Origin of the sequence: Methylobacterium radiodurans (assembly GCF_003173735.1) — a bacterium.
Taxonomy (GTDB): domain Bacteria; phylum Pseudomonadota; class Alphaproteobacteria; order Rhizobiales; family Beijerinckiaceae; genus Methylobacterium; species Methylobacterium radiodurans.
In genome coordinates, this window is sequence record NZ_CP029551.1 from 4,258,101 (window position 1) to 4,271,690 (window position 13,590).

Genomic DNA, 13,590 nt, shown 5'->3' on the forward strand with positions numbered 1-13,590 from the left:
CGGGATCCTGCTCTCCCTGACCTGATCGTCCCGGCTACCCGCTCGTGGGAGCCGATATCGTGCGGCCGACAACGATCGGGATCCATGGGGCGGGGCAAGCCGCAGATCCGGCCAGAACCCTGAAGTGTTCGCTGTGGGACGGAGCGACGCGGCTTCGGGTGGTGACTGACCCCATCTGCCGCCGCGCCGCGTCCTTCATCCCTTCGGCCTCGGCGTCGACGACGCCCGGGACGGCCCCATCGTGGTCCGCGCTCCGCGGCCGGGATGGCCTGATGCGGCTTCGCCTCCTCGGCCCTTGGTGTCGCCTGACCATGTCCCGCGCATCGTTCCCGATCTGCTCCCGCACCTAACCCTTCCCGCTGCCGAGTCAGTCCTTCCCCTGACCGGCAGCGGCCTGCCTGTGGGCGGCCGTTATTCGTTCGATGGTACTAATAGTTCCTTGGTCGGGCTCGTGAACGCCAAGCTCCTTCGTCGGTTTCGGCTGCCGCAACGTGAATAGCAGCCTCTCCGTATCGGTAAGATCGATGCCCGCCTTCTTCATCGACCCCGTCATTTGGCAGGGCGCTGTGAAGGTCCGACGCCCGGAAGCCACCGCTTCCGCAGCGATCAGCGCCGCCCTAGACGTAGGCACGGCCACCACATGGACCTGCCATTCAGATCAGGGCTTCATGTCATCATGCTGCACGATTGCAGCAAGCCAGGTCACCGCTGCCAATCCGTGCGCGCTTGGCTGGAGGCTCGAACAGGCTCCGATAGGCCATGGCAGGCGTCGACACTTGGCCGTCTCGGTCCGCGATGAGCACGTCCGACATGCCGGCAGCCAGCAGCGTCATGGCCTGATCGAGGGCACCGATCATCGACACATGCTGGAAGAACACCGGCCGCCCGTCGACGCGGGCACTAACGGTCAAGCTCACGGGAAATCCTGATTGTACTGCCTATGATGAACGGCAGGCTTCGGCCGAAAGCAAATGTTCGGCTGTAAGCGCTGATTGGCCATCTGCTGGCTCTTCGTGGCTGTTCGTTGGCGGATTTCGAGCGATTGTGAGCCGCAGCCGAGATGGGCGCTTGAAATTGCAGACGCTGGTGCGGGTGCTGTCATCTCATGACGTGCCCGTGCACGAGGTCGTGGACGAAGCCGAGTTTGGCCGCCGCGCGCATCGCTTGCAGGTCCGGTTCTCGAAGTAGAGGACGTTGCTGCATTTTGCACTCAAACAGCCGCACCGCGAGCCTCCTCGCTCGGAGCTTGTCGCAACAAGCCGACACCCCCGATGCAAGTCCGGCTTCAAAAGAGCGAGTTCCCGTATCCGGAACAGGTCGCGCCACCAGCGGGCTTCGACACCGAGCCAGGACGCGGACCTTCGCATCTGCGCCCATCTCGGCCGCTCAGCAGGCTCCCGTGGCTTCCCCGAAGCGGGCCATGCAGCAGATCAACTTGTCGGCCTCAATTGCGCCAGGACCCGACATCAGCGCGCTGCCTAAAACCGGACCTTCGGATTTGTGCTCCATCTCGGCCGTTCAGCAGGCTTTCGCGGCTTCTCCGGCGCGGACGCTACAGCAGCTCAACTTGTGGTTCTTAGCTGCACCACCTGCGGACTGCGCATCAACTCGAAAGCCCGGGAAAGGCTATCCGGAGGCTCGTGACGATCATCTCCACGCCAAGAGCTGCGAGGATCATGCCCATGAGCCGGCGCGTGATCGCTACCGCTTCGGGTGGAAGGTGACGGCCCAGGAAGGGAGCCGAAAGGAGCGTGGCTGCGAGCAGCACGAGGAATGCGCCCATACCGAACGCCAGCTCGGTGATCCTGTCTTGCGTCCTCGCAGTCTCCCCAAAGACGATAAGCGTGGCAATCGTTCCAGGCCCCACCAGCAACGGAACTGTCAGAGGGTAGATCGCAACGCTCGCTGGGTCGAGATCTTCGACTTTCTCTTTCGGCGTCCTTGCGTGGACGTGACTGTCCGATCCTTGCAGCATCGTGATGGCGATCAGCAGGATGAGAAGCCCACCAGCCAGTCGAAAATCGTTCACGTCGGTGTCGAAGAGCGTGAGGATTAGCTTTCCGGCGAGCGCGCTGACGAGACAGCCAATCACTGTCCCGAGACTGGCCGTGAATGCCACTCTCCTCTGGATGCCGTCGGAAGTTCCCTCGGTGAGGGAGAGGAAGACCGGCACGTTGGCGAACGGGTTCATGATCGCGAAAAGGGCGGCGAAGACCTTGGTCGCAAAGGCCAGATCGAACTCCATCGCCACCCTCGCTCGCGTGTCACAGCTCTGCCGCTACCGCGCGCCTCCGCCGCCATGCTCGTCGGCGAACTCGACCCCGGCTTGCGTCTGCTCGATGGCCTGCTGCACCAGGGCCATCGCCTTGACGCGGTGTCCGCCCTTGTTCGAGGAGGCCTCACGCAGCGATGCCAAAGCATCGAACAGGGACGATAAGGCCCGTTCCATGTTGCCCTGGTAGGCTTCGGCGCTTGTCGCCCCCATCGTTGCGCCCGCCGCAACGGCGCCTGCCGCGACGGCGACGAGTTGGCGGCGGTTCATCTTATCTGTACCCATCTTCGTCTTCTCCCGTTACTGATGAGAGGACCACTTTAGCTATGTCCGCTGATCGGCAGACAGCGTCGGCAGCGGGCCTGTGAAAAGCCGACGGACGCACAGCATCATTTGATGTCCGCATCGGCCGGTGAGCCGGGCGGCAGCGGCCCGGCGTCGATGTTGTTTTCCGGTATGCCTGGCGGCCCATCGAAGCCGACAACACCATCCGGGTTGTCAGGAGACACGTTCGGATCAGCCGTCGGCGGCGCGTTCCGGTCGAGACGGCGCTCGACGTCAAGGTCTCGCTGTATCGGAACCTCTCGCGAGACTTGCGCCCTCGCCGCGTCCGCCGTGACGAGGCCTGCGCTGAGCAGCGCCAGGACCAGGGGACTGGGTTTCGGTCTCGTCACGATGCATGCCCTCCGGTGTGTCCGTCGCTCTGCGTGAGCAACCGGAGATACCGCTCCGCATCGTCCCAATCGGCTTCGTCCGCCGAGAGGCCGACGTAGCCGTCGGGCCGGATGATGAAGAGACCGGACGCGTCCGGTGGCGACCGGAGTCTCGGCTCCAGGAGGTCGGGGAAGCGCCCCGTCAGCGCGCTCCCGCGCGCCGCGTCTGCGGCATAGAGCACGAAGCGCGGCTCGCCTCCTGCCCCCGGGGGCATCCCCTCATAGCTCTCAGGATCCCAGCGTGAGCCAGCTTCGCGCCCTTTCGACAGTGGACTGCCGGCATAGGCGATCTCAATCTCGCTCATCTGCGTCGCCATCCTGTCGCGAACCGCGTGGAAGCCGAGCAGGACGCGCAGCGCGAGGTTGCGTGCCGCCTGCGCCGCGGGGTTCGTCAGCGTCGCCATGTCGGTGAGGCGGCCGGCGTTGCGAAGCACTAGGTCGCCGACCGCGCTCCGCTCGGGGCTGTAACTGTCGAGTAGGATCTCGCCGGCTTGCCCATGGAGAACCATCGCCAGCTTCCAGGCGAGGTTCACCGCGTCCTGCATGCCGGTGTTCATGCCCTGACCGCCGGCAGGGCTATGGATGTGGGCCGCGTCGCCAGCCAGGAAGACGCACCCGCGCCGGTACTCGGCCACCTTGCGCTCGTTGATGCGGAAGTGCGTCAGCCAGACCGGATCGGAGGCGCGGAAGTTACCGCCGGTGCGCTGGTCAATGAGTGCCTGGACGTCGGTGAGGGTAGGATCGGGCCGTGGGTGCGCCGCATCCGTCTTACCGACCGTCGCGACGACGCGGGCGCGCCCACCCGGAATGGGAAAGATCACGAAGGGGCCGTCGCGGTGCAGGTAGGTCGCGATCTCGTCCGGCGGCGGTGCGCCCGAACCGTCGAGGCGCACGTCGGCGAGCAGCCAGTCGTCGCCCTGGGCCGAGCCCTCGAAGGCAAGGCCGAGCCTGTGCCGCACCGTGCTGTGGGCGCCGTCGCAGCCGATCAGCCAGGGCGTTCGCACCCGCTCCTCGCTACCGTCGGCGTGCCGCAGACGCACCTCGACGCCGTCCACCGCCTCGGTGAAATCGACCAGCTCCACCTGCCGCTCGACCTCGACGCCGAAGGACAGGAGATGCTCGGCCAGGAGGCGCTCGGTGTCGCGCTGGGGGATCATCAGCGCGAAGTTGTAGGTGCTGGCGATGTCGTCGAAACGCGGGTTGCCGAGGACCTTCCCGGCGCTGCGGATCGAGGCGCCGGGGGCACGCAGCCCCGCCTTCAGGAAGGCCTGGGTACAGCCCATGCGGTCCGTGAGTTCGAGCGTGCGCGACCAGACCACGAGAGCCTTCGAGGTCTCTGTGGCGTGCGGCGCGCGGTCGATCAAACGCACGCCGACGCCGTAGCGGGCGAGTTCGGCTGCCATGGTCAGGCCCACGGGCCCGGCGCCGACGATGAGTACATCCGTCATCTGGCCTCCTCTCATGCTGCAAGGTCGCCGCGCGTCAGATGTCCTCACAAAGTTGGCTCAGGCGGCCGGGAACAGCCTCCGGAGGTGCTCCTGGAAGCTGGCGTCTCGCCACGAGCGGCCGCGCCAGCCGAGATGACCGTCGGGCCGCACGAGGCAGCTCATCGCCTGATCTCCGTACACCTCGGTGAACGCTCTCGCGCGGTCTTCGAGAAGCTCGGCTCCCGGAAGCGTGTGGCCCGCCGCGTCGTGCGCGACGACGACCACGCGCAGGTGATCCTGCAGCGAATAGGCCTGGTGCTGCATCCAGTCGGATAGTTCCTGCACCATCGCGCGCTCGCAGGCTCCGTTCAGGTGAACCACCAGGACGTGCTCCGTACCGCGCAAGACGTCGAAGAGGCGCACTGGGAAGCCGAGACCCTGCCGCATGAGGCCGTTTGCGTCCGGCGCGCGGTCGCCGGCCGCGGGTCCGACGCCGTCCGACTCGCCCTTGACCCAATCCGTTCCCCGGTAGGAGATCGAGACCTGGGCGTCGGCGGCCCGGTCGGGCGCACCGCCCTGTTCGCGGCCGTATCCCTCGCTCGCCTTGCGAGTCCGCGCGATCACGTCCGCCCCGACTGGGCGGCGTTCGCTCTCGTAGCTGTCGAGGAGGTCGCCTGGGCTCGCGCCCTTCAGGACCAGCGCCAGCTTCCAGGCCAGGTTGTAGGCGTCTTGGATTCCGGTGTTCATGCCCTGACCACCGGTGGGCGGATGGATGTGGGCAGCATCCCCCGCGATGAAGCACCGGCCCTGGCGATAGGCGGCGGCCAGGCGCATGCCGATGCGGTAGACGGAGGACCAGCGCAGGTCGGACAGCGGTGCGTGATCGGGTAGTAGGTCGTCGGCCACCGCCTGCAGGTCGGCGAGTGATGGCCCCGTGAGCTCGGCTTGGATGCCGTGATCCGTGCCGCCGGCCGGAACGAGGTGAGGGGCTGCGAGCATCGAGACGCGGTAGCGGCCGGGCTCCGGCAGCGGGATGGCGATGAACATGTCGGGTGGGCCACCCTCCACCAGCCGAAGGGCGCGCACGGACATACCGTAGGGCACGTCCCAATCGATCCGGACGTCGCCGAGCATGAACGGCCAGGGATAGGCCGCACCCTCGAAACCGATCCCGAGCAGACGCCGGACTGCGCTGTGCGCGCCGTCACAGCCGACCACGTAGCGCGTGCGAACCTCCTCGGCCGGCTCACCCGTGCGCTCGACGCGCGCTGACGCCCTCGGTGTCTTGGCTCAGCGCGGTCAGGGCCGCACCCTGCTCGATCCTGATGCCGAAGCGGGTGAGGTGCCGGGTGAGGATGCGCTCGGTCTCGTATTGTGGCAGGCCGAGCGAGGCGTAGGGCAGCCCCATGTCGGGCTGGGTGGCATCGTCCATGCGCTGACCGTTGATGATGGAGCGCAGGCCCGTCAGCCAGAGGCCCGCATCGACCATCTCGCGGGCGACGCCCATGTCGTCCCAGACCTCCAGCGTCCGCGGCGTGACACCGAGGGCGCGGCAGTAGGCGGAGGGCTGCGGCGCGCTGTCGATGATCCGGGGGCGCACCCCATGCCGGGCCAGCTCGCAGGCGAGCGTCAGCCCGACCGGGCCGGCTCCGACCACGAGGACCTCCGCCATCGGCTCCTCCTCACGCTTATGCTCTTGGCGCGAACCCCGGTGTTACTGGGCTCCGCAATTGCTCGGCGCGGGCTCGCCCGCGAAGCGGTCGCCGATCCAGTCGAGGGCAGCGGGTGCCGCATCCTTGGCGATGGAGAGATGCCCGACGCCCGGCACAAGATCGAACTCGACGCGACTGCCGGCCCGACACAGGCGCGCCCGGTAGTCCTGCGTCACCCGTGGCAGCACCAGGGTGTCGGCGGCACCTTGCGCCAGGAAGATCGGGATGCGCGGCGGCAGCGTGCCGGGCGTGTTGCGGGCGAGCAGAGAGCGCCAGGGTTCCCGGTCGGCGAGGTCGTTGACCGAGAGGAAGCTGCGGTCGAGCGCCTTCGACGGCCCGCGCCGTTCCAGCACGTCTAAGATCGTCTCGATGCAGTCGTTGGCCAACTCGTCGATCACCGGGAGCGCGGCCGGCACGACGACCTTCGTCATGGGCGCGCCGTAGACCTGGGACCACGACCACAGGGTCATGGCAGTGAGGTTCTTGCCGCCCGAGGTGTCGAGGTCGGCCATCATCAGGGTAGCGAGCTCGGTGGCGGGTGCCGCGGCCGCCACACCCACCAGGGTCAGGTCCGGTGCGTAGCCCTGAGCTAAGATACCGGTGAACAGAGCTGCATGACCGCCCTGCGAGTGCCCCCAGACGGCGAAGGCGCTCGTGGCGCCCCCGGGTCCGGCGAGTTGACGGGCGGCGCGTACCGAGTCGAGCACGGCGCGGCCCTCGCTGATGCCAACGAGGTAGGGGTGAACGCCGGGCGTGCCAAGGCCGGGGTAGTCCGTGGCGGCTACGATGTAGCCGCGCGCCAACATCTCGTTAAGGCCTTGGATCGAGCGGTAAAGCACGCGGGCCAATGAGGGCGCGCACTTGTCGACGACGCCGGTGGTCGGGTGTGCCCAGGCGACGATGGGACGGCCGCCGGGCGGCACCGGTCCCGCCGGCACGATGATGGCGCCCGAGACCGCGATCGGCTCGCCGCGCAGGCCGGTGGAGCGGTAGAGCACCCGGTAGGCCGCGGCGCCGTCGGGTGCGTTCGGGAGAGGTTGATAGTCGAGCAAAGTTCCAGGGGCTGCGCGACCGGATGCTGGACGTGCCTCGGCGGGGCATTCTGCCGAGGCGAGGCCCCACACGATCAGGAGGGTCCCGACCAGCCGGGCACACCGCGAGGCCGACGCTTGCTTCGAAGTCTTCAGCACGTCGCTCTCCGGTCATGCTCGGTTCGACAGGACGTTGCTTCGCGCGATCAGCTACGGCTTCCAGCCACCACCCGGCAGGCGGCCGTGATAGGGCGTGTTGCGGCAGTGGCCCCAGGGCCCGCGCCAGTAGCCCGGAGGGCAGCCGTTGCCTGCGCGCGCCTGGTACCAGCCGCCGGGCAGCGGCCCGACATAGGGCGTGCTGCGACAGTTGCCCCAAGGTCCGCGCCACCGACCGGGCCCGCACCCTCCTGCAACGAACTCAATCGGTGCTGTAGCCCCAGGATTGATTATCGCCGGCAGAGCCTGGGCTGGTCTCAGCATAGGCGTGGCGACGAGAAAAAAGGCAGCAAAGAGGAGAGTTGCGCGACGCATGATGCCGGACCTCCTGAGGCGCACGGCAGTCAAGCAGAAAACCGCCCAGCTTGGCAAGTGTCGTCATCGAGCGTTTAGTAAATGCAATATCGACAAAGGCCGCACAATTGACAATCAGTTCAGTTTGTTATCATTCTAAAATTGCGCACAATCGTCTTTGCGGGCACGTCTATGCACGAACTGCGAGAGCGCTATTGCCGGAAGCTGGGCGTTTACAGTAGGGGATAGATGCAGCGCTCGCCTCCCGAAGGCGCCATCGATGTTGCGCCTCCTGTTGCCCTACCGGGGGAACATCGCAATCGGTGCTATGTCAGACTTGATCGTAGGACTGGTGCCATGCTGCCAACGATCGCATCGAAAACATTGGCCGAACCAACCGTACGACGAGAGGCATGTTCTGGGGAGCAGGTGCTTTACATCGAGCGCCTGATCTCGAAGCTCCGCGATGCCGGTCCGAGAGTGGTCCTGCAGCATCGCGATGCGGATCTCACAGGCGAGGCGTTTCTCACCACGATCTTCCGCTATGCCCGGGCACTGCGCAACATCGCTATCGGTCCCGAGACCCTGGTGGCCTTGCTCGCTCCGAACCATCCTGACGCGCTCGCGATCCGGTACGCCGCCAACCTGCTCGGAGCGGCGGCCACCTTCCTCTCGATTCCGACGTCGGACGCGGCACGGACTGAACTACTCCGTCAGATCGCCCCTGACGTGCTCGTCGTCTTCCCCACGACGGCCGCATCGGTTTCAGGCAGCTGCGAGGCGACGGTCGTCGCCGTGGGGCGGACCGGTGACCCCGCGTTGAGCAGGCTCGACGAACTCGCCGCCGTTCAGGCGGACACGCCGGTTCCCTGTCAGGCTTGTCCTGATGACCTTGCGGTCGTCGTGTCCTCGGGCGGCAGCACGGGGGGCCCGAAGGGTAGTTGGCGGAGCTTCGCGGCCTACACGGCCATGGTCGGTGTGCCGAGCCCCACAGATCGGCGGCAACTCGTCAACGGGCGACTTGCCTATCTGTCCCAGGTTCTGGTCGACATCACGCTGCTCGGCGGTGGCTGCATTGTTTTGCAGGATACCTTCGATCCTGCCACCACCCTTGCCACGATCGAGCAGGAGCACATCACCGACCTCTTCCTCGTCGAGCCGCAGCTCTTCGAACTGATGGACCATCCGGACCTGATGCGTCGGGATCTCTCGTCGCTTCGCAGCCTCACGCATATCGGAGCCTCGGCTCCGCCGACGCTGCGCCGGCGCGCGCGAGAGCGCCTCGGACCCGTCCTCGCCCACACCTACGGCGCCAGCGAGATGGGCCTCGTCAGCCTCCTGCCGCCGGGTGCCTACGATCCGGCGGATTTGGACGCGTTGACCTGCGCGGGCCGTGTCCTACCGACTGTCGAGATCAGGTTTCGGACTGGCGACGGCAGCTTGGTGGATCCTCACGAAGGCGGCTCCATCGAAGTTCGATCACCGGCCATGGCAGGCGGCTATCTGAACCGGCCCGACCTCGAAGCAGCGGCCTTCCGCGAGGGTTGGTATCGCTCTGGGGACCTCGGACGGCTCGACGCGGAGGGCCGCCTCCAGATCCTGGGACGTGCCGTGGACGTTCTTGCGGTCGGCGACCTGAGACTCACCCCGATGATGATCGAGGACGTTCTCTGTCAGGAGCCCTCCGTTCGATACGCCGTCGTTGTCACCGACCACACCGCGAAGACGTGGCTTGCGGCTTCGGAAGGGTGGCCTGGCTCTGCCGTAGACGTCGCCCGGTGCATCGAGGCCGTCGCGGCCATGTACGGTCCCGACGTGGCTTCCAGGCTCAGGGTGCATCCCATCGCGCGTGTACCCTGCACCGAGCAGGGGAAGCCGGATCGGGAGGCGATCCGTCGGCTGGAAGGCCTCACACCCGCCGAAGCTTGAGAGTTGTGTCCAAGGGCTGTCCACGAACTGGAAACTCGAAGCGCCTCGTCACCTGTCACCAACCCGGAAGCAAGGTCGTCCCTATGCGCATCACTCTGGTTGCGGTCGCGTTCATCGCCGTCTCGACGAGCGCGGCTCCTGCAAACGAGCCTCCGATTCAGGGGCCGGCGGATGCGGCCTGCCGTGAGCAGGCCCGGGCGCAGGTCTTCACGGCCCCCAATCCGAACCGCCTGAGCCTCTGGGACCTCGGGTCTCAGATCTGGCACACCTGCATGGCGTCCTATCATGCGGGCGGGCCCAACCCTGGCCGTCAGGAGCAACGCTTCTGATCCGTCGCCGCGCCGAGTGGGTCATGCTCGGGCCAGCCCGACACTTCTGGACGCAGGCTTTCCGGCGGGGAGGTCTCCTCCGTCGCAGAGCGGATGCGGGCGGGCTCTCGCGACACATCCTGCCGAGCGCCGCGACCATGATCGGCGTGTGCACGACTCTGATCGGCCTGGTGAAGATACTCGAGGCGCGCATCGGCCCGAGCCATGTCGACGAGTACGCCGCCCTGACGGCGCTCCTCTTCCTTGCGAGCTCGGCCGCATCCTACCTCTCGATGCGCTGGTCGTCCGAGACGGTCGTGTCGGTACGGCTTGAGGATGTGGCCGACAGCTGCTTCGTTCTCGGCCTGCTGTGCCTGTGCCTGATCTCGCTCCTGTTCGCCTACGAGGCGGTCTGATGTGACGTCGGCTTTCGCACAGGGCACACCATGCTGCCAGCCGCGCCAGGAGAGTGCATTGTCCATCCTGGGCCAGTTGTGAGGTCCCTGCACCCCGCAAACCGATTTCTCCCAGTCGCAAGGAGGTGACATGACCCATTCCCCAGCGCCATCTCGCCTCGCCGTCCACGGCATCATCGCGCCGGGCTTCGGTGCGGCATTGCTCCTCTGCGGTGCGCCTTTTCTCGCTCCGGAAGTGCAGGCTGCCCTGTATCCCGTCCGGCGCATCATCTTCACCTGCCCGGCCGGGCAGACCCTGACAGTCGAGTTCGTCACGTCCGATTTCAGCGCGCCGGCCACCGTCCATCCACCCGAGGGACCCGCTATTGCTCTGCCGGCGCTGCCGAGCGGTGACGGTTTCCGGTACGGCGACGCCGACCACGACCTTCGCGGCAGGGGGAGCCGGGTGACCTGGACGGAGAGAGACAAGCCTCCACTCACCTGCAAGGAGGCTCACTCCGACCAGTGACGCCATGAAAGCAGAGTTCGCCACTTCACCATTTGGGTCCCTGGCATCCCCGACGCCGGCGCGGGACCGATGAGAGGTCGTGCGGTCACGCTCCTGATCGTGGGCTTGGTCATCGTGGGGTCAGCGGCGGCCGCCGCAATCATCCACCTCCTCCTGGGATTGCTCACCCTCGACATCGCGGTGCCCGCCAACCAGGACGGCCGGCGCGCCGCGTCGGCGCTCGCCCAGGTCTTCGCGGCCGAGCACCCGCGCGTCCGGATACGAACTCAGCAGGTTCCCGATCTCGCAGCCGCAGCGGCCACACTCGACGCGGGCGGCAACGGCCTCGCCATCGTGCGCAGCGACGCCGCCGGCCAGAACAGCCAGACGCTGGCCATTCTGCGCCGGGATGCCGTGATCTTTATCGCGCTGGACGCGCGGATCGTGGGCGTACGCTCCCTGCGTGGGCATACGGTCGGCCTGCTCGACGGCAGTCCGCTCGACACCAAGCTTCTGGACCTCATCCTGCAACACTATGCCATGCCCCCGGACGCCGTCCGCCGTCGGGTGCTTACCCTCGATCAGGTCCCGGAGGCTGTGCGGCGGCGCGAAGTCGACGCGCTTTTCGTGGTGGCGCCTGCCGCGAGCGCATCTTGGCTCACACTCTTCGCAGCACTGCGCAAGGGCGGCAAGGGGCGGCCGAAATCGTTTGAGATCGACGAGGCCGCGGGCATCGCCAAGGAGCACCCGACCTTGGAGACGCTCGACGTCCCAAAAGGCACTTTCCAGGGCTCTCTGCCGTCGCCGGCCGATGACGTCACCACGCTGTCCGTGAGCTACCGCCTGGCCGCCTCGGCTGCGATGCCGGACTGGCTCGCCGGCGAGATCACGCGCGAGGTGCTGACGAGCAAGTCCAGGCTCGCGACCCTCGACGGTGACCTCGCTGGCATCGAAGCGCCCGATCCCGACGACAAGACGCAGGCCCTTCCAATCCATACAGGCACCGCCGCCTACCTGTCGGGAAGCCTGCCGAGCCTGTCCGACCAGATGCAGGGTGCGGTCTACTGGCTTGGGCTGGTCGCGAGCGGCCTGGCCTCGCTGTGTGCGGCGGGAGCCGCCCTGTACCAGCGCATCCGCCCGCGGCAGCCTTCGACCCGAGTGATGCGCTTGCTGGAGATCTGGATCGCGGTGCCCGCCTCGGATGCAGAAGAACTCGGGATTCTCGAAGGCGAGGCAGACGGGCTCGCGGCAGCAGCGATCCGCGCCGAGGCGCTCGGGCGGGTGGAAAGCACCGAGATGCGCCTCGTCACCCTTCTGGTGTCGCACGTGCGAGAGGCGGTGCGGCGGAGGCACCAGGCCATCGGAAACATGCGCACGAACGGGGCTGATGCGGGCGACCGATCGATGGCCCGGAACGATGCTGCCCCGGACGTATAGCGCACGGGCGCTCATCGAACAGCCAAGGCGGACCCGCCCCGAGAACGAGGAATGAGAGATGCGTGAGATTGATCGCCAGCCGGACTCAAAGACAGAGCTGCCTCTCCTAACCGCGCCTCCGCAACCCGAAGAATTGAGTTCAAGGCTTGCGAGAGATCATTTGCCCCCTCGGCTTTGCGCCGGACGTCCGCTCTCCCAACCCTCAAGCCTCGTAGCGGGCATTCCGCAAACGGCCACCATCAGTCGCTTTGGCCGCTCATCAGAATGCCCGTAAGCGGACCTTACGAAGGTCTGCAAGGGGTCAGGGGTTCGCCCGCCGCTTGTTCGGCTGTGCGCCGATTTTGTTGGAAGACTCGGGCTTGGGTGGAGGCAGCACCTCCGACTGGGCTGACCGGAGAAGGGTCTCCTATCGTGCCGTTCAGAACTGGCCACATTTGCGGGACTAAATAGCCAATGAGAGTTGGAATTTCTACGAAGCTTTGCCTTGTATGACACCGGAGGCGCTGCCTTGGAGTTTTTCAACAAAATCGACCTAAAGCGGGTGCTGAAGTCGAGATTGGACCTGGTGATTGGATAGCAAGAAACGGGATGCGGCGTGTCGCATGGTGCTTTAAGGCGCGCTCAGGAGGTGTGCGCATGAAGGACTTTCGATGCGTTGCGATTGCAACAGAGACGGCTGATCGCTTTCGGCTAACCGGAGTAGACGATCAAGGCAATAAAGTTCGAAGGGTCATGGCAACTGCGAGTGGTGGTTTCCCATGCAGGCACTGTCTGCAACTGGCTCGGCCAGGTGAGGGTATCCTACTAGGGTCCTACAGTTTGCCGCTGCCGCTCGGCATTTATTGGACACCAAGCCCGATTTTTTTTGCATGAGGCAGATTGTTCACGTAGTGAGACCACCAACGAAGTCGTTCCCATTGTGCGAGCAAACCCACTTGTGTCAGTTAGAGCATATGATGCCGATCATCAATGCATCTATGATCTTGGGCAAGTTTGTTCGGGTGAAGACGTCGACGATCCCCTCCAGCGGGCGTTCAATGACTCGAGGACTATGTTCGTGAACATCCACACTGCACGGCCGGGCTGCTTGTTATCGCTTGTGGAACGAGTGCACGCCTGAGGGTGAACGTTCGCTGCTCGTGCTGTCCAGCGGCGCCTCGGTCAGCCGGAAGGGAGCCTCGGCCACGGGCGCCGCCGCGCTCGCCGGCGCTGCGGCCGTGGCCGGGCCGGACTGCCAGCGCCACGCGGCGAGTGCGGCCACGGCGCAAACCGCCAGGATCGCGATCTGGATCGGACGACCGAGGCGGCCGGGCGTCGGGTCTGAGCCGTGCGATGCGGTCGTTCGGTC

The 13,590-nt window shown here is 66.2% G+C and carries 14 protein-coding genes and 1 pseudogene; 6 read left to right on the top strand and 9 right to left on the bottom strand.

Going from position 1 to position 13,590, the window contains the following annotated elements; all coding sequences use genetic code 11:
• Nucleotides 1–674 precede the first annotated feature (674 nt).
• The 9 genes and pseudogenes from DK427_RS19960 to DK427_RS27585 form a co-directional block, all read right to left on the bottom strand.
• Nucleotides 675–917: a hypothetical protein gene (locus DK427_RS19960; RefSeq protein ID WP_204165200.1), complete on the bottom strand. Its 243-nt coding sequence runs from the start codon at nucleotides 915–917 to the stop codon at nucleotides 675–677.
• Nucleotides 918–1,603: 686 nt separating this feature from the next.
• Complete coding sequence (locus DK427_RS19965) at nucleotides 1,604–2,245, bottom strand: MarC family protein (RefSeq protein ID WP_109952789.1); 642 nt, start codon at nucleotides 2,243–2,245, stop codon at nucleotides 1,604–1,606.
• Nucleotides 2,246–2,278: 33 nt separating this feature from the next.
• Nucleotides 2,279–2,542: a hypothetical protein gene (locus DK427_RS19970; RefSeq protein ID WP_245930645.1), complete on the bottom strand. Its 264-nt coding sequence runs from the start codon at nucleotides 2,540–2,542 to the stop codon at nucleotides 2,279–2,281.
• Nucleotides 2,543–2,661: 119 nt separating this feature from the next.
• The gene (locus DK427_RS19975; RefSeq protein ID WP_245930646.1) at nucleotides 2,662–2,946 is read right to left on the bottom strand and encodes a hypothetical protein; all 285 of its coding nucleotides are present in this window, start codon (nucleotides 2,944–2,946) and stop codon (nucleotides 2,662–2,664) included.
• Nucleotides 2,943–4,433: an FAD-dependent monooxygenase gene (locus DK427_RS19980; RefSeq protein ID WP_109952791.1), complete on the bottom strand. Its 1,491-nt coding sequence runs from the start codon at nucleotides 4,431–4,433 to the stop codon at nucleotides 2,943–2,945. Before DK427_RS19980 ends, DK427_RS19975 begins: the two co-directional genes overlap by 4 nt.
• 57 nt (nucleotides 4,434–4,490) lie before the next feature.
• Complete coding sequence (locus tag DK427_RS27575; RefSeq protein WP_425452603.1) at nucleotides 4,491–4,859, bottom strand: aromatic-ring hydroxylase C-terminal domain-containing protein; 369 nt, start codon at nucleotides 4,857–4,859, stop codon at nucleotides 4,491–4,493.
• Between the two features lie 225 nt (nucleotides 4,860–5,084).
• A pseudogene (locus DK427_RS27580) lies at nucleotides 5,085–6,084 on the bottom strand (FAD-dependent monooxygenase); the annotation flags it as partial.
• 42 nt (nucleotides 6,085–6,126) lie between these two features.
• Nucleotides 6,127–7,176 (bottom strand): alpha/beta fold hydrolase, encoded by a 1,050-nt coding sequence (locus DK427_RS19990; protein WP_245930649.1) that lies wholly within the window; start codon nucleotides 7,174–7,176, stop codon nucleotides 6,127–6,129.
• Between the two features lie 189 nt (nucleotides 7,177–7,365).
• Complete coding sequence (locus DK427_RS27585; protein WP_425452482.1) at nucleotides 7,366–7,686, bottom strand: GCG_CRPN prefix-to-repeats domain-containing protein; 321 nt, start codon at nucleotides 7,684–7,686, stop codon at nucleotides 7,366–7,368.
• Nucleotides 7,687–8,094: 408 nt separating this feature from the next.
• Between DK427_RS27585 and DK427_RS20000 the strand changes: the two genes are divergently transcribed.
• From DK427_RS20000 to DK427_RS27405, 6 genes are all read left to right on the top strand, one after another.
• A complete protein-coding gene (locus DK427_RS20000; RefSeq protein WP_204165201.1) occupies nucleotides 8,095–9,594 on the top strand; it encodes an AMP-binding protein in 1,500 nt (499 codons plus the stop codon).
• A gap of 83 nt (nucleotides 9,595–9,677) precedes the next feature.
• The gene (locus DK427_RS20005) at nucleotides 9,678–9,923 is read left to right on the top strand and encodes a hypothetical protein (protein WP_109952794.1); all 246 of its coding nucleotides are present in this window, start codon (nucleotides 9,678–9,680) and stop codon (nucleotides 9,921–9,923) included.
• 137 nt (nucleotides 9,924–10,060) lie between these two features.
• Nucleotides 10,061–10,318 carry a hypothetical protein gene (locus tag DK427_RS20010; protein ID WP_245930650.1) on the top strand — a complete coding sequence of 86 codons (258 nt, stop codon included), beginning with the start codon at nucleotides 10,061–10,063 and terminating at the stop codon, nucleotides 10,316–10,318.
• Nucleotides 10,319–10,448: 130 nt separating this feature from the next.
• A complete protein-coding gene (locus DK427_RS20015; RefSeq protein ID WP_109952795.1) occupies nucleotides 10,449–10,826 on the top strand; it encodes a hypothetical protein in 378 nt (125 codons plus the stop codon).
• 99 nt (nucleotides 10,827–10,925) lie between these two features.
• The gene (locus DK427_RS20020; RefSeq protein WP_245930651.1) at nucleotides 10,926–12,242 is read left to right on the top strand and encodes a TAXI family TRAP transporter solute-binding subunit; all 1,317 of its coding nucleotides are present in this window, start codon (nucleotides 10,926–10,928) and stop codon (nucleotides 12,240–12,242) included.
• Nucleotides 12,243–13,161: 919 nt separating this feature from the next.
• Entirely contained in the window at nucleotides 13,162–13,362 is a 201-nt protein-coding gene (locus tag DK427_RS27405; RefSeq protein ID WP_281276995.1) for a DUF1203 domain-containing protein, read from the top strand.
• The last annotated feature ends 228 nt before the right edge of the window (nucleotides 13,363–13,590 follow it).